Genomic DNA, 23,306 nt, shown 5'->3' with positions numbered 1-23,306 from the left:
CTTAAGATGAGTTTTGGTTTGTGTGTACTCTCATCATACTGAGGGGCTCTGTTTTTTTCAAAGCCGATAATTAATGCTCTACAGGAATGCTAACGCACCCTATAGTTTAAGTAGAAACCTTCACATTCTCTTTTGTGTATCATAAAAAAGGATGGAACCAATGCGATCCCATCCTAAAAATCTTTATTGTTCGTGTTTCTTTTCCTCTTGTTGTTTATGCTTCTCTTCCTTTTGTTTGTGTTTCTTTTCCTCTTGTTGTTTATGCTTCTCTTCCTTTTGTTTGTGTTTCTTTTCCTCTTGTTGTTTATGCTTCTCTTCCTTTTGTTCGTGTTTCTTTTCCTCTTGTTGTTTATGCTTCTTTTCCTTTTGTTTGTGTTTCTTTTCCTCTTGTTGTTTATGCTTCTCTTCCTCTTGTTTATGTTGTTTATGTTTTTTATCCTCTTTATTTCCACCAAATGGTTTATCTTTATTATTTTTTGTAACTGGTGGACCTTCTTCAGGATTTGCACCTTTAATGAACAGTTCATTATTCACCTGGTATACATCACTAGGCTGCTGGAAGCTACTTTGGTCTGTTCCAAAGGCTTCCAGCATGACCTTAAACATTTGGTGCGAGATTTTAGTTGTATTTCCATCCATATAATTACCTGGACCATTTTTAGTATATCCAGTCCAAACCGCCATAGTGTATTGCGGTGTATAACCAGCGAACCAACTATCATTTACCGAACCGGATGGATATCCATATTGTGCTCTGGTTTTACTGTCAAAATTGGTTGTGCCAGTTTTTCCAGCCACATCTAGTCCAAGGACATTTGCTGTTTTTCCTGTACCAGATTTTACGACTGTCCGTAACATATCCGTCACCAAATAAGCTGTGTAATCATGCATAGCACGTTTTGGCTTTGGAGTTAAATTAACAACTCTGCCATCAGGATAGACAACTTTACGAACAAAATGTGGTGTATTGTATTCACCGTTATTTCCAAAAGCACTATATGCCCCTGCCAACTCTAATGGATTAACCGTATTACTTCCAATCGCATATGATTCGTACACCTTATTATTATTAAAAGTAATACCCAGATTTTCTGCAAAGTTTTGTGCTTTATCCATCCCTACTTCTTGAAGGGTAAGGAGTGCTGGAATATTGTATGACCATTGAAGTGCTGTTCTAATCGACAACATTCCGTGATATTGATGATCCCAGTTAGAAATAGATTGACCATTTGAGTAGGTTATCTCATGATCATTAATTTGGTGTGCTGTAGACCATTTTGAATTTTCAATAGCCGGACCATAATCAAAGACTGGCTTGAAAGTAGATCCTGGTTGACGTTTAATATTAACCGCAAAGTTGTTGCCTCGGAAAGAAGCTTTATATTGGTTTCGACCGCTTCCAATAGCTCGAACTTCTCCTGTTTTTGTATCTAAAAATACGAAGGCTCCTTGAAAGTTGTCATTTGGATAAGAAATAATCGTATCGGTGTTCATTATTTTGTCCGCAAAGGTCTGAGCTTTTGGATCTAGCGTCGTATAAATAGATAATCCATCCGAACTGATATCTACATTTTTCAGCTTTCTTTCAACTTCTTTTACAACAGCATCCAAAAACGCCTCGTACGGCATTCCTTGTTGTTTCGTTTTTGGAACAAGTCCTGCTGTAACTGGAACCTTCTTTGCATCCTCCAATTGCTTTTTCGTAATATACCCTTGTTTATACATAGCTTCTAAAACAATATTACGACGATTTGTTGCTGCTTTCACATGTTCGGGTTCAGTGGGATCGTAATAACTTGGACTCTGTGGGAGCCCCGCCAACATAGCAGCCTCCGGAAGCGTTAATTTATTTAGATGATCGGCATCGATTCCGTAGTAATTTTTGGCGGCAGCCGCTACACCATATGCCCCGTCTCCAAGGTAGATCTTATTTAAATACATCATTAAGATTTGATGTTTAGAATACTTTTGCTCAAGCTGATAGGCCAAGCTCCATTCCTGTACCTTTCGCTTTATTGTTTTCTGAGGTGACAAAAAGGAGTTTTTAATGACCTGCTGTGTAATCGTACTTCCGCCTTGAGATCCGAAATCCCCTTTTAGGTTCTTGAAGATTGCTCTCGCAGTTCCTTTTATATCAATGCCATTGTGTTCATAAAAATGTGCATCCTCCGTGGCAATGAAAGCATGTTCCAACATTATTGGAACTTGAGAATACTTAATTTTTGTGCGCTTTTCTTTACCATATTCGTAAAGGAAATTCCCGTTTTTATCGTATAATTTGGTAGAAAGCGGATCGACTAGTTTTGAAGCATCTATTTTAGGTGCATCCTTAATCATCGCTGCAACCGTAACTGCCCCTATTCCAATTGAAACAACACCTAATAATAAACACCAAAGTAAAACTTTTTTCAAGAAAGACTTCCTTTTAGGGGGGTTTTTACCTTTTTTTTGATCTTGTTTTGTTTTTTTCACTTGTTTTCGTTCCTGACGAAAACGATACGTTTCTGACATTAATCTTCTCTCCCATATTCAAGTTACTCAACAAAATTGAAGAAAACTATGCAAATAACCTTTTATTTACTCACTAGTCATTGATGATCAGTATGGTATTTAAAACAATGCATTTCATTCAAAACCTGTATATAACGTATTAAGGAAGAATTTATCCTATACTCTCCTTGGTCGGTTTTCGCAATAAAGTAATTACTTCGTACTATCTTATCTAATACATGCATTTTTATTTTGTATTTTCCTATGATAAGCATTTTAGACGTTGCATATTTTCCACCAAAACTCGCAATTTTTTCATTCTCGATTTCTATTATATTTTCTGTTTTAGCCATAAAAAATCTCTTTGGCAAAATATTGTTAGTATTAAACATATTTACAAGCGAAATGTATACGGATTGTGAAGTAATTTCGATTTTATCAATCTAACAATAAAGGGATTTTTAATCTTATAAATAAATTAGGAGTTGTTTTTATGTTTGACATTACCTTGGTATTGCTTATAGCTTCAGCTGGGGGAGTTATTGCTATTACCGGCTTCTTCGTTATATTAGGTCGAAGAATTTTAGAACCTAAGAAAGAACAAAAATCGATAACCTAGAAGAAGAGGTTCAGAGGTTCAGATATTAAAAAATCACAAATAAAAAACTAGCTTTAATGAACTAACGGGTGCGTTAGCTGAAGATCGGAGCTGTCTTTAAGGCAGCTTCTTCTTTATGCAACTATCAGGGCAGGTTAGTTCAGAAACGTCGCATAAGACATATAGTGAACAAATAAAAGAAGACAGTGTACCACGCTGCCTCTTGTTGTATGGGTTAAAGAAAACGAAGAATTATTTAATCTTATCTAGTGTGAAATTATTCTATGTTTTAATTCTGAATTCATATCTAAAACACCCATCACAATTTGATTATCTTCCGTCAATGTTATGTATCTGAAATAATCATCATCAGAAATCAACAAATCGGTGTCATTCGTCGTTTTTTCCATTTTGGCAAATACATCTACTGTGTACTCAAGGTGAAAAAAATCATCCAACCCCTTGCTTGAGCTACATACCCAGGTATACAGAAAATCTTTCAGTGTGATTTGTTCAATCACCGATAATTGTTTCTTGAATTTTAATTTATCTACTGTTACGCTTATCATCTTTCATCACTCCTTAACGAGTATTAATTATATACATTGAAGTCTCCTCCAACAATGCTATTTGCGTAACAATCCGTTTACAGTTTAGTTACTATAGTGGAAGAATGTATTTATTGTTCAGATAGAGAATAGTATTCGGTAAAGGTTGATGCTTATAATTTGAATTACTCAGGCTTTTAAAAGGAGTTTGCCCAGTATGCCACTAGAATAATAATAATTGTAGTAACAATAACAAGCAGTTTTTTACTATAATTTCTATCTTCTTTCTTTTCCCTTATTTTCTCTCTATTTTTCATTTGTACCTTTTTCTTTTTATCATCTAATTTCATATTGCAGGTAGACTCCTTAATGAAGATAATTAAGTTGACTTTACCATAAAAAACCACATTCCTTCTTAAACTAACCTACCCCGTTCGTATTATAAGGTCAGCCAGAAAAAATTTCTGGTTGACCATTTTTTATATCGATATATGATAACGGTAGCCGGGGTAGAACGTACCTGCCCGTGGGGCTAAGATCCCGTCAGCTAAACAGTTCGCCCCCCACTTGTAGAAACATGATTAGGCTGGTTGGGACTACGATCTCGTATAACAAGCGAAGCTATGAAACTACATGGAGGAATAGGGGTTACCGGTTAATTGTATTTCAAGGAGGAGATAGACGATGAATCCATTCATTGGTCTGGATATGGCAAAAGGTGAAAGTCAGGTTCAAGCGTTCTTGGATAAAAAACAGCCGTACAAAAAGAGCTTTAAAGTAGCACATACACTTGAAGGACTGACAAATCTTCTAGACTTTATTAGAGAAGTAGAAGGTGTATCAGGGAGACGGCCTCCTATTGTATTGGAATCCACTGGACATTATCATAGTCTGGTCTTAAGCCTGGATATGTATATTAATATGCTTCTTGAATACAAAAAACATCTATCCAATCTTGTAGATGAGATAGATGCCTTAGCGAAAAGTATTGAAGAATATAAGATTATTCAATCAATCCCTGGTATCGGTGAAAAAATCGGGGCAACGATTATTTCTGAAATTGGAGAGATTGATCGGTTTAATCACCCTAAAAAGCTAGTAGCATTTGCCGGAATTGATCCAAGTGTCTTTGAATCTGGAACATTCAAAGGTACTTTAAATCGGATTACCAAAAGAGGTTCTAGTAGGCTACGACACGCCTTGTATATGGCTGTTAAATGTGCCATTCGTGATTGTCGCAAGAAGAAAACGACAGATGAAATCATTCCTCGTAACAAGTGATTACGAGAGTTTTATGATAAGAAACGTGAAGAAGGAAAGCCCTTTAAAGTAGCTGTGATAGCATGTGCCAATAAACTCTTACATTGGATTTATGCACTATTAAAAAGCAAATCGGTTTTCCAAGATCTAGCCTAGTTTAAAAGAATAACTAAATAATCCGAAACTTTCCAAACACAGAGTCTTGGAAGGTTATTTGGCATACGCAAATTTAGTATAACATGAAACATTTTAAGTTTTCATTGAAAAATGTTGACAAACTATTGGCTGGTTTAGTTTAAGTGAAAATCTTCACAATCTTTTTTTACCTTAACAAAATCTAATCCCTTAATGTGTAGGGGCATATCAAAAAGACGCCTTCCTACTAAAGAAAAGCGCCCTTTAGCTGAATAAGTAAAATTTCTATGTTAGCGCCTATTTTAATAAAATTAAATTAGTGTTGCAATCCGTTAACCATTTTAGTCAGTTCCGCCTCAAGTCGATCAAAGTTCTGTTCATTGGCTTCGTAACAGAAACTTCTCACTTTTTCGCATTCTTTAACTGATTTGTGGAGCATTTGCCATATAAGTTCGGTTTTGCCTTCTTTCTCAGCAAATGTAATGGTTAGTAAAAATTCATGTATTGGCCCCAGATGGTGGATAACAATCTTTTCAGGTTCAATTATTTCGGAAAAGATGGATTTATTCTCATAATCTACACCATTGGGTCCATGCATAATGAAACGCCAAATACCGTTTGGTCGCATATCGAACTCATGAAACGTATTAGTAAAGCCCTCGGGTCCCCACCATTTTTCCAAATGATTCGGGTCACTGAATGCTTTGAACATGATTTCACGTGGCACATTGAAGATACGTGTGTTGACAATCTCACGATCAGAGATTGGCTCAGGAGCGTTAATAATCTTCGATACCTCAGAGGATACTCTTAACTCTTGATTATTTTTAAACTGTTCACCAAGCTGATCCAGCAAAATCCTTGTCCCGTGCTCACGAACTGCAGCTGTATCATGGCCGTCTAGGAATGCGCCTTGCTCGGTAAAAATCAGGTGTGTTCCTTCATCAATTTGTTTAAACTCGACCGTTGCTACAGAAACGGAAATCCGCGTTTCATCGAGATCCATGGTGTAAGAATAGACAATACGGTGGTCAGGAATGATCTCCTGATAGTGAGCCTTAAATGTGTAAACGGGACCTCCTGGAGGGCCGCCATGATTTATCTCTTGTCCACCCTCTCGAAAATCAAACTCTTCCGCCTCAGTGAACCATTTTGCTTTAAGCTCTGGGTCCGCCCATGCAGCGAATACCACTTCAGGTGTGAAATTATACACCTTTTCAATAACAAAGGTATCGTGTGTTGCAAAGTGTTTTTTCATTCTCACTTCCTCCTTTTTTGGTGAGACGGATGATTAGAAAGGAATTCGCCAAGTCGATCAAATTGGCGCTCCATATTCTTTTGGCGCCCGTAAAAATAATTTTCATGACTTTTTTTCATCATTCCAATTGAATTTGTAAAATCTTGAACCGTCAATGTCTCTTTCGTTTGCAAAATCTCAAATACATTTTGTAAATCTTTTAACAGCTTCTGTTGAACTCTTATATTTTCTCTTAAACGTTCTATTTGAAGAGTCACCACTTCAATAGGGTTATACGTATCGTCGGCCAGGATCGATTTAATTTCCTCGAGCGTTAATCCTAAATCTTTTAGACTAAGAATTTGCTGTAACCGCGAAAGATCTGTGGCGTTATATAGGCGATATCCTGATTCTGAATAGTCTGATGGTGAGAACAATTCAATTTGGTCATAATACCGCAAGGTCCGAATCGTTAAACCTGTGAACTTTGCAAGTTCCCCTGTCTTCCATTTCTTCTTACCTGAAACTAAAATAACCACCCCCCTATTTCGCGAGTATTTTTACCGGTATCTTCACTATAAACCGTTACGTCACGTAAGAGTCAAGGGAAAATATTTTTTTTTGAATCATGAGAAAATCTTTATCCTACCTCGATAGCTTAAGTGTAACTTTTCACAAACAATCTTTAACCAGTATGTTTACTGTTCATGATTCTTCCACAATCTGGCCCTTTAATGGAATAACTTTATTATCACTTAACAGGTTCTTAATCCAAAAGAAAAACCGAAATCCCCTCTTTATAGAGATAGAAAATTCCGGTTCATCTTTTTTATAAACGGTTAAACTTTTTTCAAAACGGTGCGACTTTTTTATAAACAGTTCAACTTTATTTCAAAGCCACATCATTCTCCCTTTAATTCAGCTAAATAGTGCCTTACGGCACTTTCAACTAGTTCATAAACCGTCCTATCATGAATGATTGCTTGTATTTTTAGTTCCTTCATAAGTTCAACATCCATATCGAATGAAGAACGTTTTCTTATAACGTTGGTTCGTTCTATAGTTGGTGCTGATTGTTCGTTCGCTTGTTTGACCTGTTCTTTACCACGTTTTATGCCAACGTTAGAACGTTGGTTGGTATCGTTAATAGGTTCTTTATTTACATTAGTTGAAACGTTCGCCTTTGCTTTTCCTGCGGTTGCAAATTCATAAATAAGCTGCTCTTGTACCGTTTCCTCGTCACCTTCACCAACAAAATACCAACCTTTTTCGCCTGTATTTCTATACTCATAACCAGCTTTTTTCAATGCTTTTCTTAGTAATTTTTCTGAAAGATGAACATCAACCCTTTTGGCAATATTCGCTGGTGTATCAGTTTTAATTAACTCCAAGATTTCACCGATGTTCATTTAGTACGCTCACGGGAAAACCAATACTTTGTTTTGATATTTCGATAAGTCCCAATGTCTTTGATCAGATCGGCAATAAGATCATAACCGCAATATGTGTGCCTCATCGTGCTAAATTCATCTAATGTGACATAATCATCACTCTTTAATTCAACGTGACACTCTCCACAACAAATCGCCATATCCAACACCTCCAAAAAGTATATTGATATATTCGTCGAAACTTGGTGGCCATCCTTCTTTCGTACAAAAAACAGGTCTATTGACGGTCTTTTAATGTTTGTTAGTTTTTCAAACTTCTCTTTGGATATGAATAATATCAAAGGAATGCCTTTAAGGTGTGCCTGTTTCCATAAAAAAAGAACAAAAAGAATCCATTTTGAAAAAAGATTGTTCGAAATGGATTCTTTTCTTGTGATTTAGTATACAGTTTTTATAATATAGTTTGATTATTTTTGGTGATCCTTAATGAACTAACGCACCCTTTAGTTTAAGTACATTCTTTCACAATCTCAATAGTGTAGAGCCTTTTTAGACACAATCCAATCACCTACAAAATAGAGTTCATAATGTCCATATGACTTGTATCAGAATACTTATCGTTGTAAATACGCATTTTCCTGATGCTACCCCACGTACAGAGGAAATGAATATAGGGAAAGACCCCATTGTAGAATTTCAATATCGAGGAGGTCCAAATGGTCATGGTTTTAGAACTACTACACAGAAAATAGGTCAAAATAAAGAGGGTGAATTAGAGTCATGGAAGTATGACCATATCAACTCTTATACGTTAAATGGTTTTAAATTTGAGTTTGCATATTATGATGACAGCAATGTTCAAGGAATGAGAGTAACTATTCCAGGAGAAGGATATGAAATTACAATGAGTGCAGATATCTTATCAAAAGAAGAAATGGAAAAAATACTGTTATCGATGGTTGAATAGTTAATGGACTTTTCGATATGGGGTTATTTCTAATTAGGACATCCTCATATTGTGTTTAATGGGGCGATTGCGAATAAAAGCAGTCGCTTTTTCTTTATGCAACTAGTTTTTAAATAACCTGGTGCTTTGGGTTAGGGATTAATCAGGGAATGGATAACCTTTCTGATTACCAAAAGTATCCACTTACTTTGCGGGCAGTGACAGCGACGCTGGTACTACCCCATCATGGGAAAACTAGGTTCTTATTCTCGGCAAAATAACCTTGCGACAACTTTAAGAGAGATGGGACGCATTGATAAAACTCTATTCATCTTAGATTATATTTCTAGTGAAACGTTACGTCGTCGGATCCAACGTGGATTAAATAAGGGTGAAGCCATGAATGCTTTGGCACGAGCTATTTTCTTCGGAAAACATGGAGAACTTAGAGAAAGAGCATTACAAGATCAATTACAACGTGCCAGTTCCTTAAATCTTATTATTAATGCCATCAGTATTTGGAATACCGTGTATCTATCACAAGCAATTGAACATTTGAAAACGACAGGAAAATATAAAGAGGAATTACTACCTCATATATCTCCTTTGGGATGGGAACACATTAACTTATTAGGTGAATATTCATTTAAACCTGAGATTTCAAACTCTATCCATTCACTACTCCCACTTAGGATATAAATAAAGCTTTGATTTTTCTCTTAACGTAGAAAAATCAAAGCTTTCTCTTCCAATAAATTCCTTAGTATATAATATCTGCGTTTTGTCGGCAGGACCCCAATTAGCACATGTGCACTGTCTTCATTTATGGCTCTTCTCCCAACTTCAACAAATTTTTCTATTACCTTTGTTTTATTTTCAGCCATTTCTGCAATTGTTAGATTTAGAGTCCTTATTGATGCAAAACTAGAAGAATCACAACCTGAAGTGCGGATTACATTATCGATTAACGGGATGACTTCATCCAGAATGGTAATCATTCAAATGCTAGAGTTATTTAAATTAGTTTATGTCTTTGTTTTTCTGCGAAATATCAATTTATTTGGATATTAGATTTGGAATTATCGATAGGATGTACTATCAATGCCTCTTCTATTATGACGGGATATTTTTTAGCGAACGCTTTGGCAGCGATATAGTAAAAAACAAGAGCTAATGCAGTGGAAACAAAGAAGCTGTACTCTAGGAAAAAGAAGTATCCAATTGCCGTAGCAACTACATAAACAATTAAAGCTGCAGGGTTATATCCTTTGAAATACTTGTACTTTCCATTGGATTTAAATAGATCATCAAGACTTAACTGTCTCTTTCTAAATAAATAATAATCGACTCCAATAATTGCGAGTGCTGGTCCTGCTGTAGTACTAAATAGGGATAAAATCAAATCCAATTTATCCATATAATTCCAAGGTTGAATGATACAAGCAATAATCGCAACACAGACAGTAGCTAACTTAAAACTAAGTTTCTTAGGCATCAGACTACAAGCTACATACGCGGAAGGCAGTAAATTAGCAGCTGTATTAGTAGACGCCTGTGCGACAACAATAAATAATTGAATGACTATCGCTAGAATAATTGATCTTTCTTGAATTAGTTCTGATATAACAACTAAAGGATCCATACGTCCAGAAAGAACTATTGTAATATTTCCTAAAGTGGTGAAAAACACAAGAAACGGAACTATACCTATAAAGCTAGCAATGGAGTATAGTTTATTATTTTTTACCCAACTTTTAGAGGTTCCTCCAACTTTACAGTCTTTCGTGATGTCGTTGATTCCCATCGCCACGCTTGAGAAAAGCCCCACAACTACTGCAAATCCAAAGATCCAGGACTTACTTGTTCCTCCTGTTCTTCCCATACTTAATGTATCGGTTAATGACACATTATATGCAGACAAAATGACGTACATCATATATACACCGACAACAGCTAATAAAGGGGCAATTATGGTACTAAATCTTTCGATACCCTTTACTCCTTTTATAGTAACTGCAACCAGTGCTATTACATTTATAGCAAGACATACAAAAATATTATCGAATCCTATTATTATTTTAAAAATCTCATTAATCGCAATAGCACCAATATAGGCATTTAGGGCAAAGAATATCAAACTGGGTAGAGTGCGTATAACACCTACAATTTTACCGCCTTTATAACCAAAAGAAGCTACTATGGAGGTCGCAAAACTTATCCCGTACTTTAAACCAATATCTTGGGCAACAAAGCAGCAAAGAGCTAATATAGTTGAGCCAATCGTGTAAATCCAAAGCAACTCTCCAATTGTGAAATAATTAGTCATTTGTGAAAATGCTGCAAAACCAGTAATTTGCACAGCCATACCAAACCAAATAACTCCCAGACCTCTTGCAGTTACACTTCTGTCTTTAAGATCTACAGGAGCCAATGCTGGACTATACAAATCATGTTCAGAAGAACCTATATTATGGGTCATAGATATCACTCCTTCCTGATTTTCCAAACTACTTAATGCGTTCGGCACAATAAAAACAAATTTAGAGATTCTTTATAAAAGTTACCAGCTATTTTTACGAAATTGATTATTTATAAAATTGCTTTGAATTTCTTTCCTAAGCATTTCAATATAGTTCATTTTTCTAGGAGATATAATATCATTTACATAATTTCTCGCATCTTCAAAATCCTCTTTACGATTACTGACAATCCCTATAATTACCAGTGAAGTGATACTTGGGTAGCGTCAGAAAAAGTAATTTTCTAACGCTACCTCTTTTAAATTAGAAAGTCAATCTCTTCAGCATTTTCTCCAATATACACTTTAGGGTAGTTAGGTTCTAATCTTGCTATGACTTTCCCATTCCGAATTGAATAAGAAGGTTTAACCTGTTTACGAATAGCATCAAATTCATTATTTGCAGGTAGAATAATTAAATTCGCAGGTTTACCTACTTCTAAACCATATCTGTCAGTGATATTGAGTGTTTTTGCCCCATTTATGGTAACTAAATCAAAAGAATCAATTAATTCTTGATATCCTGTCAAATGACATACGTGAACCCCCATATGTAAGATTTCTAGCATATTCCCTACACCAAGTGGATAAAAGGGATCCATTATATCATCATTTCCAAAACTTACATTTAGTCCAGCTTCAAGTAACTCCTTTACACGTGTGACCCCTCTACGTTTTGGATATGTGTCATAACGTCCCTGAAGATGAATATTAATTGAGGGATTTGCAACAAAATTTATGTTTGCTCTTTTCAATAATCCAAATAGTTTAAACGCATAAGCGTTATTATATGAAGCCATTGCAGTTGTGTGACTGGCTGTAACTAATTTCCCCATATCATATCTTGAAGCTTGTGCTGCAACTACTTCAATCCCTCGAGATTGATCATCATCAGTTTCATCGCAATGTACGTCTACAAGCACTCCGTATTTTTCTGCTAGCTTAAAGATTTCTTTAATTGAATCAACCGCATCTTCCCTAGTATCTTCAAAATGTGGAATGGCACCAATACCATCTGCCCCCATTACTAAAGCTTCTTCAAGTAGTTCCAAACCATTTTTAAAATTTAAGATGCCGTGTTGGGGAAAAGCAATTAGCTGAACATCTATAAATGGAGCGAATTCCTCTTTTACCTCTAACATTGCCTTTAGTGATGTTAACCCAGGTTCATCAGTATTAACATGTGTCCTCACGTGTTGTGTCCCATTTGCAATGTTCCACTTTAAAATTTTTGAAGCTCTAGATTTTACGTCTTCAAATGTTATGTTCTTTTTTCGCTCGTTCCATATATCTATCGCCTCAAATAAGGTACCGGTTGAATTATATATTGGATCCCCATAAGTACCAACATAGTCTAGGTGTGTATGAGAATCAACGTACGGAGGCATGACTAATCCTCCTCTCCCATCTATTATCTCTACTCCTTCAATAGGGTCTAAATTTCTATCTATTTTTTCAATCTTTCCATCCTGTATTGCTATATCCCATAAACCATCTTTTTTACGAATAGCTACATTCTTAATTAACATTTAAATCAATCCTCCTAGCAAACTATAAGTTTGCATATGATAATGGAACAAACTTGATTATTAGACAGTGTTATTCATAATGTGATTTCTAAAGTAAGTTACCAACACTTTTGAGTCATTCAGGGCGGTGTGGCATTCCCTTCTGAATGGTGTATAATCTTGTAAAAATCGGAAATCCCTATGAATTTAAATAAAGTATTCATTCCATATACTAGAACAATCGCAAGGAGTATTCTATTAAGAGAAGGAATTCCCATTTCGTATCTAAGGGTAAACTTCAGCTTCATCATCAGTTGCTTCTTTAATCTCCCGCCACGTTAAGTTTGCCTTAATCTGTGTTTTTATTTCTATTTAACCCCTTTAAATACTATATTGCTGTTCCACCATTAGGACTGATTATTTGCCCAACCATGAATGTACCACCAGAACCTGCCAAGAATTCAATGACCGATGCAATTTCATCCGGCTGTCCAAAACGTTTTAAAGGAATCTGTTCCCTAGTCTCATCATTGTATTCAATTGTGTCCTTAATAAGCATGTCCGTTTCTATTGGTCCGGGTGCAACTGAATTTACAAGTATGCCGATGGGAGCATATTCTTTAGCTAAAGCTTTGGTTAAAGCAATGATTGCGCCTTTAGATGCACAGTAAGAGGCATATGTTGGAAAACCAATTAACCCTAGCTCAGAGCTAACATTAATGATCCTCCCACTTTTCCGCTCAATCATACGGGGTAATGCCGTACTAATACATGACCAAGTACTCCCTACATTCGTATCAATCATTCTTTGCCATTCATGCCATTCAATGGTATGAGCATCTTTTGATTGAAGAATGCCAGCATTATTAATCAATACATCTATTCTTCCGTAATATTCCTCAGTTTTTTTAATGAAGTTTACAGCTTCCTCATGTACACTCAAATCTGCTTGAAGAATTATTGCGTCTCCACCATTGTCCTTTGCGATTTTTGCTACCTCAGCTAATTGACCTTCTGATGAGTGGAAATTGAGTGAGAGTAAATCTCCACTTAGGGCAAATCTTTTGGCAGTCGCTAATCCTATACCTCTTCCAGCACCAGTAATTACTACAACTCTTTTAGACATTATATTACTCCTCTCTTTTTAGAAATTTCATTATCTTCTTTAGTGTTCATGTTAATCTTTGAAAAGAAAAAATAAGATATTAAGGCTATCATAGCAAGAACTAACTCCCCTACCAGATACTGAGTCTCTTGTGTCACAATTGCAAAACCAGTAAAAAGAACAACAATAACACTAGGTATTGGCCACAATGGCATTTTATATGGCCTTTCTGCATGCTTATTATTAATTCTACTCATAATTCCAGATATTCCGATAAAGAAATAAACGACTGATATTACTGTTCCAGAAAAAATAATAAGCCAATTAAGTTGTGAAACAAAAAGTAAAACTGTAGTAGGAACAAACAATACCATAACTCCTGCTGCTGGCACACTATGCTTATTTAATTTTGATAATAAATTATTAATGCTAGGTGTCCAGACTTTATCACGGCCTGTCGAATAGAGAACTCGGCTGAAGTACATAAAGAGAGATAATGCAGCATTAAATAGCGCAAAGATTACTCCAATAGTGATCAAAGCTCCAATCTGATTTCCAAAGGCTTGTTTTACAGAATAGACGATTGGGGAATCTGAACCAAAGAATTCCACTAAATTTGGAGCCGCAATAACACCTGCAATAAGTGGCACTAATATAAAAACTGATGCTAACACTGCAGCCTTAATGACTGTATTTGCAAGAACCTTTGGACCACCCTTTAGTTCTTCTGCAAACCCTAACACTGCATCATAACCGTTAATAACACCAAAAGCTGGCGCTAAAGTAGTTATCATAACTCCTAAAGTAACAGGAACGAGGACACCATCCTTTAACATAGTGGGATTGAATGTAATATCCATAAATGGCTGATGTGGATTAACAAAGGCAGCTCCTACTACAGCAAGCAACACACCTACCTGTATAATAACCATGCCAACCGTTACCCAAGCACCCATTTCAACACTCATGATTGCAATAATCATTACTAGAGTCAAAGTAATAAGCGCTATTATCTGGCTAGAAATCTGTAAACCTGGAAACAAATCTTTTAGAAATTCAGCGACCCCTAGTACAAAACTTGCTGGCAAAACAACTCCCTGAATAAGGAGGTTAAACATTGCAATCCAAGAAAGAGGTTTGGGGAGTGCATTACTGACTAAGGAGTACATTCCACCACTAAAAGGGTACAAAGAGGACAGTTCTGCAAGAGTCAATGCAATCATTATTACAACCACAGATAAGATTATGGATGAACCGATTGCAGCTGTCCCACCGATTGAAAATACTCCTGTAGTTAATAGAAGTACGGCCATTGCAGGAGATGCATCGGCCATTGACAAACCAAGGACGTGCCCACTACTGAGATTTTTTTTTAAGGTGTTGTTGTGCACATTATCGCAATTCTCTATATTATGACCGGCCATACTTATCCCCCTTAAAATAATTGTTTGATAACTTTATTAACAAAACTACTATCTTTAAATTCTCCATATTAATTTTCACTTTTAAATACGGCTCTACACCAAAATTAGTGCTAGATGGTCTGTTTAGAAAACGGTTTCAATTACACTTAACTAATACTCCAACGATATATCGACTTCGGTTCAATTCTAGGATATTTTTTATTAGTAAAGAAGGGGAGGAGGAGAGCCCCCTCTTTCACTAGTTTTTACTAACCGGCTCTAATCGCTTTACCTTTTGCTCATTTTCAAAACATAACCCAAACGCCTTTCCTGGTACGAAATTCCCATCGCCCTTTTGACCAACAAACTCGCCATGATCAACCATTAATTTTCCTCTAAGGAAAACCTTATCGACCTTTCCCTCTTGCTCAAAACCCTCATAGATATTAAAGTCAACTCCCTGTAAACTAGTTTCATTGGAGATAATAGACTTATGATCAGGGTCATAGATAACGATATCTGCATCCATTCCAACCCCAATATGGCCCTTTCGGTGTGATAATCCGTTAATTTTGGCAGGTGTTGTTGCATATAGGTCTACTAGACGTTGTCTAGAAATTCGCCCTTTATTTACCCCATAAGTCCAAAGAATGCCTAGACGATTTTCTACACCTGGTGATCCATTTGGTATATTTGTAAAATCATCAATTCCCATATGCTTTTGTGATTCCCAGTTAAATCCACAATGATCGGAGCTCACTGAATTTAACCAACCATTATTAATTGCTTCCCACAAAGCATTCCGATCGTCTTCAGTTCTTAGTGCCGGTGAGCATACATACTTAGCTCCTTCGAAATTGGGTTTTGCTAAATCCTCTTTATCAAGCATCAAATAGTGTGTACACGTTTCTCCATATACTGGAATACCTTTATTGTGAGATGATCTTATTGTCTCCATAACCTCTTTAGCAGTGACATGAACAATATAAATTGGGGCCTCAGCTAATGCTGCTAGATTAATAGCTCTCTGTGTTGCCTCAATTTCCACTAAAGTTGGTCTTGAAAGGGCATGATAATATGGTTCTGTTTGACCATTAGCAATACACTCTTTTTGAAGTGTGTCAATCACAACTGCATTTTCTGCATGAACCATAACAGTAACTCCAGCATCTTTTGAGGCCTTTAAAGCCTTGAATAATGCCTCGTCATCGCTATGGAAAGGAAGTCCCTTATATGCCATAAATAACTTAATTGTGGGAATTCCCTTACTTGGTAAACTTGGAATCTCTCTAAAAAGTGCATCTGTAGGTTCACATACAACCCCGTGGAAAGAGTAGTCAACCATTGCTAAATCTGAAACTTCTTTTTTATCATAATCAATGATAGTTTCAGCTATTCCTTTGCCAGCCTCTTGATTAACGAATTCTATAACGGTAGTTGTACCTCCCACAATGGCAGCATTTGAAGTTTCGAAACCTCTTACTTTTTCCCCTTTAAAGTCAAAAGAGTAATGCACATGTTGGTCAACACCACCTGGTAATACATACTTGCCTGTAGCATCAATTACCTGACTGACAGGAAAATTTAATTCTTTGCCAATCGCAACAATTTTCTCTCCATCAATAAGTATGTCTCCGATAAATTCATCTACAGCAGTAACAATAGTTCCATTCTTAATTAATAAACTCATGCTATCTCCTCCTTTTTATTGAAAATTCGATCTATTTAGATTATATCAACCAAATTCTACTAAACAATATTTAACTTATCTTCTTTACAAGCTAAAGATAAAACAACATTTAGTAGAAGATCACATCCTAATTTAATTTCTTCAATACTTGTATATTCTTCTGGGCAATGACTTTTACCGCCTGCACTCGGTATAAAAATCATTCCTACATCTGCTAATTCAGTTAGCATGACAGCGTCATGAACAGCACCGCTATTCATTTTCATATAGCTATATCCATGTTCAATGGCAGCCTGCTCTATAGTTTCTATAATTTTGGGTGATAATTTGACTACTTCAGATTCTCCTATCAGTTTAATTTCGCTTGATAGGGAATACTTAGATGAAATTTCTTCAACCTTAGTCCTCAGTTCATCAGCAATGAAATTGATTCCTTGTGGTTCTACATCTCTTATATCTACAAGGAATTCCACATTTCCAGGAATAACATTGCCCATATTAGGCTGACAATCTATCCTTCCAACCGTAGCAACAGTTGAAGGAAGTGCCATTTCATTCGCTGCCTTTTGAATATGAGAAATAATATGAGAAGCTCCGACCATTGGATCGGATCTTAGCTCCATTGGAGTTGTTCCCGCATGGTTTGAGATACCATTTAAAGAAACTTTAAATGTTTTCATTCCTGCTATTGCCTGTACAATTCCTATGGATTTGTTTTTCGATTCTAATACTGCACCTTGTTCTATATGCAATTCAATCATAGTATCCACTTCATTCTTTTTAAGTACGTCTTTTTTGATGTTTTCAATTTCTAATCCAAAATCTTTTGCAACTTTATAAAGATCTTTTCCATCCACATTTTTTATAAGCTTTAAATCCTCTAGTTCATATTTTCCGGTTAGTACCTTACTGCCTAGTAAGGTAATCCCAAAATTAGAGCCTTCCTCTTCTGTGAAAATGATTAATTCGACTGGACGAGATAATTGAATACTTTCTTCCTTTAATACTCTTATAACCTCTAAGCCTACTAAAACCCCAGTTAAGCCATCATATTTACCGCCATTTTTAACAGTATCAATATGGGAACCTATCATAATTGAGGGGTTTTCCATATCACCATACTTAGCTCTAATATTTCCTATTGCATCTACTTTTATTGAAAGACCAAGCTGTTTCATCTGTGTAAGGAGATATTCTCTTGCTTTCTTATCTTCGGTGCTGTATGAAAAGCGGGTACAACCTTTTTCAGGAGTATTTGTATAGCTAACTATGATTTCAAAATCCTTTGAAACTCTATCGATATTTACTTGCATCTTCTCACCTTCCTATAAATTCAATAAAATTATGTAAGTCTTGAAAACTAGTGTTATACTATTTCGAAGACTATTTTATATATTGCAAATATTGTGCCAACCATAAATATATTTACAAAACGCTATTTAAAGGTATTTTTGCTTGGATGTTTTATTTCTTTGATGATTATTTTCATCATTTAATGATGAAAATAATCATCAAATGTCGTCCAACCAACTTTTTGAAGGGTGGGAGATATGATGCCATTAAATAATCAGGCCATTGAAGAATTAACATCGATACTAGATGTAAGCTTTGATGGGATTACCATTGCAAATGGTGAGGGGATATTTATAAGAGTTAGTAAATCCTGTGAGGAATTATTTGGAGTAAAGATATCAGAAATATTAGGGGAAAGCTCTTTGTACCTAGAGGATAAGAAAATTTTTGATAAATCGGTTACAAGCGAAGTGTTGAAAAGAAAAGATAGGGTAACTTTGGTTCAAAAAACCTCGGCCGATAAAATCGTTTTAGTAACAGGGATTCCGATTTTTGATAAGGATAAGAACATTGAAAAAGTTATAAATATTTCAAAGGATATTACAGAGACAAAAAAGTTAAAATCAGACCTTAAGAATCTACAAACTGAGTTAGATTGGTTTAAACAGGAATTAAGTAAAAGAAATGGAATAGACAACCAAAAAATTACTTATAAAAGTGCAGCTATGAAACAAATTATTGATACAGTTCATCACGTTGTAAATTTTGATGCCACCGTTCTATTGCTGGGGGAAACGGGTGTTGGCAAAGGATTTATGGCAAAAATGATTCATTCTCTTAGTAAACGCCGTGATCTCCCCTTTGTTAATATAAATTGTGGCGCCATTCCAGAACACCTTTTAGAATCTGAGCTTTTTGGCTACGAGAAAGGGGCATTTACGGGTGCCTCAAAGGAAGGAAAAAGGGGATTATTCGAAATTGCAGATGAAGGAATCATTTTTTTAGATGAAATTGGAGAGCTTCCATTAAGTCTACAGGTTAAGCTACTACATGTTTTAGATGATAAGAGGGTACGAAGAATTGGTGGAACCACTTCATATGAAGTAAAAGCAAGAGTAATTGCTGCAACTAATAAGAATTTAAAAGAGGTTGTAAAACAGGGGCGATTTAGAGAGGATTTATTTTACCGATTAAATGTAATTCCTATTAATATTCCAGCATTAAGAGAAAGAAAAGAAGATTTACCGTTCCTAATAAACATGTTCTTAGAAAATATAAATGACAAATATGGAACAGAGAAATATTTTTCCGAAAATGCAATAAAGCTACTGCTCGAATATGATTTTCCAGGAAACATACGAGAATTACAAAATATGATCGAACGGTTGGTTATAATTACTATTGGAGACAAAATTGGGAGTAATAAAATACATTATTTAATCGAGCCATTATCTATTAGTCTAAGCAATAAATTAGGGCCATTAAAAGAGACTGTAGAAGCTGTAGAAAGAAATTTATTAATTGCTGCTTTTATAGAATATAAAACAACAAGGAAAGTGGCAGAGGTATTACAGATTGACCAGTCCACTGTTGTAAAAAAGGCTAAAAAATTTAAGATTCCCCTCAAATAGCTTTGGGCAATGAACGTTTTGAAATAAAGAAGCTGCGAGTCATTCGTCTGGATCACTCGCAGCCCTTTCGGTGTCACTTTAGGCGATAATTTGCACTTATTTTAAGTGCTATTTTGCACATGCAACTTTAAAACCCAGCTACCTTCATAGGAGATTAGCTGGGTTTCTTAATTCTATTCAAATAATTAGCCAAGTAGTTCCAATGAAATAATCCGTTTGCTCAATGAGAATGAGTCAGTGAAAAATATAAGTGAAAAAACAGGTGTAACAAGAATGACTATCTATAATATAAAGAAGAAAATATGAATTTGTGCAATTGTGTAATTGTACAATTGTGTAGTTGTGTTAGAATTATAATGTACAAATACATTTAAAATAAAGAACTAATATTAATTCAATAAAAGCCTACATCCTTAAAATCGGGATGTAGGCTTTTAACGTTCTAATTCACTTACTAATTTCATTTGCAAACCATGCTCTTTTTTATTCAGTGCTTCGGCTTTTTCAAGTATCTTCTTCATTTACGAGGGAAACGGGAGGGTAAATAAAGGTCAAACCTCTTGTTATACCTCTCAATTATGGGATAAAGACCCGTATAAAGCTTCGGCCCAAGCGGTGATTAGTGATACAACTCTCATCAAGGTGACAACCGGCCGTCATTAGTGAAAGTCCCTTTTAATCCTAGGCTGGCTCAAGCTAGATCAAACAGGTCGTCACTAAATATCTGAGTTTAGACTAACTGGGAAGTTTAGTTCACAAGCAGCAAAAAGGATCTTTAATCGAAGATCCTTTTTCAATACTGATAATTAGCATTATGTGAACTAGCGTTTTTTCGTTAGTTGAAGAAGAAAAATCAAAAGCATTGGTTAACAGAGTATATTTTAAAGAAGTAACAATCAAAAAAGCTCGTAAAAGTGTACTTTTTCGAACGGTAGCAACAATGCTATACCGCCCATTTCGAAAATTTTATACGCTAAGAGAATTCCAACCTAAAAAGTCGATCTCCTCTACGTTAAGGAATCAACTTTTTTTACTTCTTCTTATAGAACTAACCCACCCGACTATTGTGTCATTTTCCTAATTAGAGCATAAGGTAATATAACCCATTTAATTAAGTTCCTCCTTAAAAACAAATAAGGAGAGGTTTCTGTATGGACGGTATTGGATTTGGTGGAGGTTTCGCCTTCATAGTCGTTTTGTTTATACTCTTAATCATTGTTGGAGCTAGCTTTGTTGGTGGAGGCTGCTGCTAAAAATAGTATGAAAAAAGCCGACCTTTATTGGTCGGATTCTTCAAATTTGATTCCTATTTCTGGGGAATGATAGCTATATTGAACACTCTAATTATGGTCCAGACCGCAAAACGCGAAAAACTATGATAATACATGTTATGAAAAAATAAAGCCCCGAATTTCCTTCGCTTAGGATCTTCAAGGATCTCATATCTTATGCAACTAACGCACCCGTTAGTTTAAGTACAATCCTTCACAATCTTATTCTCTCCCGCTTGCTGAAAAACAGTAGAAATCTTTTAACATGCACACCAACTATAAAATGCAAATTAACCTCTCCTTGCATAGCGTATTGGATTCCAGTAATATGATTATCAAATAGGAGGCGTTTATTATGACAAATTACAGAACTGGGTTGAAACATATTTAGTCAGGGGAAGAATCACCTACTGATCCAAAAACTGTGTCTTCTTCTCTTAATAAATGAAGAGAGAGGTTTCATTCAATGAAAAACAGTTCATTAAAATTCTACGATTATCATATTTGGGCAAATAATAAAGTTTTTGCTCATTTGCAAACATTACCTCAAAACGTTACAACCGAAGAAGTTACTAGCGTATTCCCATCAATAAAAGATACTTTGGTTCATATGTATGTTGTTGATCACGGATGGCTTTCTACTATATTAAGGGATGAAAGTTCCGATATTGATGAGATGAAGGAAAGAGTGGAAGTTTTAGCAGAATCAGCACAAAAACAAGATATTACTGGTTTGCAAAAACTATATGACGATTTATATTTAGAATTTAGAGAAGCTTTCAATGAAATCAATGACTTTGATCAAATTGAATCCATCTTTTTTGGTCAATTGGATTGTTCGTACCATGATATGATTACGCACATTGTCAATCATGGAACTTATCACAGAGGAAATATAACGGCTATGTTAAGACAACTCGAATTTACTGGCTGCAATACAGACTATGGTGCATTTCTTTTCGAACAACAAAAATAGTTACAAAGGGCGCTACTTTTTGAGTAGTGCTTTTTTAGCTTCAATTTTCCACTAATGTATCGTTAGTTGAATAGTAAAACGAAACATAAATTTAAATGCGCATCTACAACCAAAAATTAACTTTCGTTATTGAACTAATCTGCCCCTTTAGTGCCATAAGAAAAGGCTGCCGAAGCAACCCAAGTTAATGAACTAACGCACCCTATAGTTTAAGTGAAAATGTTCACAATATTTTCACCTTAACAAAATCTAATCCCATTATGTGTAGGGGTATATCAAAAAGACGCCTTCTTGCTAAAGAAAAGCGCCCTATTCTGGAATAATTAACTCAGGTAATTCTGGTAAATTACTTTATATAGGATCTTTCATTTTCTTATAATCTATGGTTTATTTTTCGCCTATTTCTAATCTCCAATCATTACATCCTATAGGAGTCCCGATGGGGTATTCAAAATCACACTCACCCATAAACAAGAAACCGAGCTTGCGGCAAATAGTGTTCGAAGCGGGGTTGATGATTTTAGGGTAAGCATGAATGAATCGATGCTTCTTTTCAGAAGCGGCAGAAGCGATGGCTTTCGCTGTTGCTGCTGTTGCTATCCCTCTACCTTGAAATTCCGGCAAAACACTCCATCCCGTCTCAAAAACATCTTCTCCTTGCCAAACCTTATCCCAATAGCCTACACTGCCAACGACTTCGTTGTGCGGAAGCAAAAGAATCTTAAACATACGACCGGTTCCTTGCCCGGCAATCTCACAATACGTTTTATGGCGAGCAAGGAGTTTTTCCTCAGTCTCAGGACCGCCAAAGTGTATGGTCATTTCAGGCGCATTGAGAAGACGAAGCAAATTAAGGTCGCCGTCGTCCCAAGGTACAATCCGTACCTGTGGTGCATTCATTTGTTTCATAATGCTTTCCTCCCCATAGTTTTATATGTCCGACCTTTGCTCGAGGTCAGACATCACAATTAAATAATAATTGGTATTTTAATTATATAAAAACACACATTCCTTTTAAAACAGCTTTTCATAATCATCACCCATTTTAGTTTCACAATAACGCAAATGAGTTATTCAATTAAATACCCCGATTGCTGAATACAAGTTAAATATTGATTTTCAACAATCCTGCCCCTTTCGTATTATAATGTCAGCCAGAAATTTCTGGTTGACCATTTTTTATATCGATATATGATAACGGTAGCCGGGGCAGAACGTTCCTGCCCGTGGGGCTTGGACCCCGTCAACTAAACAGTTCGCCCCCTACTTGTGGAAACATGATTAGGCTGGTTGGGACGTAGATCTC

General features: G+C 35.8%; 22 protein-coding genes and 2 pseudogenes. 8 read left to right on the top strand and 16 right to left on the bottom strand.

Annotated features, from left to right (window positions below; translation table 11 throughout):
• Positions 1 to 183: 183 nt before the first annotated feature.
• Positions 184 to 2,511: a transglycosylase domain-containing protein gene (locus tag ACQKMR_RS25830; RefSeq protein WP_427699836.1), complete on the bottom strand. Its 2,328-nt coding sequence runs from the start codon at positions 2,509 to 2,511 to the stop codon at positions 184 to 186.
• A gap of 77 nt (positions 2,512 to 2,588) precedes the next feature.
• Positions 2,589 to 2,843, bottom strand: a complete 255-nt coding sequence (locus ACQKMR_RS25825; protein WP_427699835.1) for a hypothetical protein — start codon at positions 2,841 to 2,843, stop codon at positions 2,589 to 2,591.
• A gap of 140 nt (positions 2,844 to 2,983) precedes the next feature.
• Between ACQKMR_RS25825 and ACQKMR_RS25820 the strand changes: the two genes are divergently transcribed.
• Positions 2,984 to 3,109, top strand: a complete 126-nt coding sequence (locus ACQKMR_RS25820) for a hypothetical protein (RefSeq protein WP_427699834.1) — start codon at positions 2,984 to 2,986, stop codon at positions 3,107 to 3,109.
• Positions 3,110 to 3,354: 245 nt separating this feature from the next.
• Here ACQKMR_RS25820 and ACQKMR_RS25815 read toward each other — a convergent pair whose 3' ends face one another.
• Together ACQKMR_RS25815 and ACQKMR_RS25810 are read right to left on the bottom strand one after the other, a co-directional pair.
• Positions 3,355 to 3,657 carry a hypothetical protein gene (locus ACQKMR_RS25815; protein ID WP_427699833.1) on the bottom strand — a complete coding sequence of 101 codons (303 nt, stop codon included), beginning with the start codon at positions 3,655 to 3,657 and terminating at the stop codon, positions 3,355 to 3,357.
• Between the two features lie 176 nt (positions 3,658 to 3,833).
• Positions 3,834 to 3,986: a hypothetical protein gene (locus ACQKMR_RS25810; protein WP_427699832.1), complete on the bottom strand. Its 153-nt coding sequence runs from the start codon at positions 3,984 to 3,986 to the stop codon at positions 3,834 to 3,836.
• Between the two features lie 334 nt (positions 3,987 to 4,320).
• Between ACQKMR_RS25810 and ACQKMR_RS25805 the strand changes: the two are divergent.
• A pseudogene (locus tag ACQKMR_RS25805) lies at positions 4,321 to 5,052 on the top strand (IS110 family transposase).
• 295 nt (positions 5,053 to 5,347) lie between these two features.
• On the opposite strand, the gene ACQKMR_RS25800 reads toward ACQKMR_RS25805, so the two are convergent.
• The 4 genes from ACQKMR_RS25800 to ACQKMR_RS25785 form a co-directional block, all read right to left on the bottom strand.
• Complete coding sequence (locus ACQKMR_RS25800; RefSeq protein WP_427699831.1) at positions 5,348 to 6,289, bottom strand: SRPBCC family protein; 942 nt, start codon at positions 6,287 to 6,289, stop codon at positions 5,348 to 5,350.
• A gap of 2 nt (positions 6,290 to 6,291) precedes the next feature.
• Positions 6,292 to 6,807: a MerR family transcriptional regulator gene (locus tag ACQKMR_RS25795; protein WP_427699830.1), complete on the bottom strand. Its 516-nt coding sequence runs from the start codon at positions 6,805 to 6,807 to the stop codon at positions 6,292 to 6,294.
• Positions 6,808 to 7,170: 363 nt separating this feature from the next.
• Positions 7,171 to 7,677 (bottom strand): hypothetical protein, encoded by a 507-nt coding sequence (locus ACQKMR_RS25790; protein WP_427699829.1) that lies wholly within the window; start codon positions 7,675 to 7,677, stop codon positions 7,171 to 7,173.
• Positions 7,674 to 7,859, bottom strand: coding sequence for a hypothetical protein (locus ACQKMR_RS25785; protein ID WP_063236568.1), 186 nt, complete (start codon positions 7,857 to 7,859; stop codon positions 7,674 to 7,676). Before ACQKMR_RS25785 ends, ACQKMR_RS25790 begins: the two co-directional genes overlap by 4 nt.
• A 395-nt stretch (positions 7,860 to 8,254) precedes the next feature.
• Between ACQKMR_RS25785 and ACQKMR_RS25780 the strand changes: the two genes are divergently transcribed.
• Positions 8,255 to 8,626: a hypothetical protein gene (locus tag ACQKMR_RS25780; protein ID WP_427699828.1), complete on the top strand. Its 372-nt coding sequence runs from the start codon at positions 8,255 to 8,257 to the stop codon at positions 8,624 to 8,626.
• A 222-nt stretch (positions 8,627 to 8,848) separates the two neighbouring features.
• Positions 8,849 to 9,304: pseudogene (locus ACQKMR_RS25775) on the top strand (Tn3 family transposase); the annotation flags it as partial.
• 20 nt (positions 9,305 to 9,324) lie between these two features.
• Here the strand turns inward: ACQKMR_RS25775 and ACQKMR_RS25770 are convergent.
• The 7 genes from ACQKMR_RS25770 to ACQKMR_RS25740 form a co-directional block, all read right to left on the bottom strand.
• Complete coding sequence (locus ACQKMR_RS25770) at positions 9,325 to 9,603, bottom strand: hypothetical protein (RefSeq protein WP_427699827.1); 279 nt, start codon at positions 9,601 to 9,603, stop codon at positions 9,325 to 9,327.
• 53 nt (positions 9,604 to 9,656) lie between these two features.
• Positions 9,657 to 11,084: a cytosine permease gene (locus ACQKMR_RS25765; RefSeq protein WP_427699826.1), complete on the bottom strand. Its 1,428-nt coding sequence runs from the start codon at positions 11,082 to 11,084 to the stop codon at positions 9,657 to 9,659.
• Positions 11,085 to 11,383: 299 nt separating this feature from the next.
• Positions 11,384 to 12,652 carry a cytosine deaminase gene (gene codA / locus ACQKMR_RS25760; RefSeq protein ID WP_427699825.1) on the bottom strand — a complete coding sequence of 423 codons (1,269 nt, stop codon included), beginning with the start codon at positions 12,650 to 12,652 and terminating at the stop codon, positions 11,384 to 11,386.
• A 367-nt stretch (positions 12,653 to 13,019) separates the two neighbouring features.
• Positions 13,020 to 13,757, bottom strand: a complete 738-nt coding sequence (locus ACQKMR_RS25755) for an SDR family NAD(P)-dependent oxidoreductase (protein WP_427699824.1) — start codon at positions 13,755 to 13,757, stop codon at positions 13,020 to 13,022.
• Positions 13,757 to 15,160: an APC family permease gene (locus ACQKMR_RS25750; protein ID WP_427699823.1), complete on the bottom strand. Its 1,404-nt coding sequence runs from the start codon at positions 15,158 to 15,160 to the stop codon at positions 13,757 to 13,759. Before ACQKMR_RS25750 ends, ACQKMR_RS25755 begins: the two co-directional genes overlap by 1 nt.
• A 238-nt stretch (positions 15,161 to 15,398) precedes the next feature.
• Positions 15,399 to 16,829: a dihydropyrimidinase gene (gene hydA / locus ACQKMR_RS25745; RefSeq protein WP_427699822.1), complete on the bottom strand. Its 1,431-nt coding sequence runs from the start codon at positions 16,827 to 16,829 to the stop codon at positions 15,399 to 15,401.
• Positions 16,830 to 16,888: 59 nt separating this feature from the next.
• A complete protein-coding gene (locus ACQKMR_RS25740) occupies positions 16,889 to 18,142 on the bottom strand; it encodes a Zn-dependent hydrolase (RefSeq protein WP_427699821.1) in 1,254 nt (417 codons plus the stop codon).
• A 237-nt stretch (positions 18,143 to 18,379) separates the two neighbouring features.
• Here ACQKMR_RS25740 and ACQKMR_RS25735 point away from each other — a divergent pair, with 237 nt between their 5' ends.
• The 4 genes from ACQKMR_RS25735 to ACQKMR_RS25720 all read left to right on the top strand — a co-directional run bounded on the left by ACQKMR_RS25735 (position 18,380) and on the right by ACQKMR_RS25720 (position 22,000).
• On the top strand, positions 18,380 to 19,753 hold the full coding sequence (locus ACQKMR_RS25735; protein ID WP_427699820.1) for a sigma-54 interaction domain-containing protein: 1,374 nt from the start codon (positions 18,380 to 18,382) through the stop codon (positions 19,751 to 19,753).
• Positions 19,754 to 19,960: 207 nt separating this feature from the next.
• Positions 19,961 to 20,059: a helix-turn-helix domain-containing protein gene (locus ACQKMR_RS25730; protein ID WP_427699837.1), complete on the top strand. Its 99-nt coding sequence runs from the start codon at positions 19,961 to 19,963 to the stop codon at positions 20,057 to 20,059.
• An 845-nt stretch (positions 20,060 to 20,904) separates the two neighbouring features.
• Positions 20,905 to 21,006 carry a YjcZ family sporulation protein gene (locus tag ACQKMR_RS25725; RefSeq protein ID WP_309559666.1) on the top strand — a complete coding sequence of 34 codons (102 nt, stop codon included), beginning with the start codon at positions 20,905 to 20,907 and terminating at the stop codon, positions 21,004 to 21,006.
• A gap of 484 nt (positions 21,007 to 21,490) precedes the next feature.
• Positions 21,491 to 22,000 (top strand): DinB family protein, encoded by a 510-nt coding sequence (locus ACQKMR_RS25720; RefSeq protein WP_427699819.1) that lies wholly within the window; start codon positions 21,491 to 21,493, stop codon positions 21,998 to 22,000.
• A gap of 387 nt (positions 22,001 to 22,387) precedes the next feature.
• Here the strand turns inward: ACQKMR_RS25720 and ACQKMR_RS25715 are convergent, their stop codons facing one another.
• Entirely contained in the window at positions 22,388 to 22,909 is a 522-nt protein-coding gene (locus ACQKMR_RS25715; RefSeq protein WP_427699818.1) for a GNAT family N-acetyltransferase, read from the bottom strand.
• Positions 22,910 to 23,306: the final 397 nt, after the last annotated feature.

This window comes from Peribacillus sp. NPDC096540 (assembly GCF_050278525.1).
Lineage (GTDB): Bacteria > Bacillota > Bacilli > Bacillales > DSM-1321 > Peribacillus.
The sequence above is the reverse complement of the archived record's forward strand: the minus strand, read 5'-3'. Positions and strand labels throughout refer to the sequence as shown.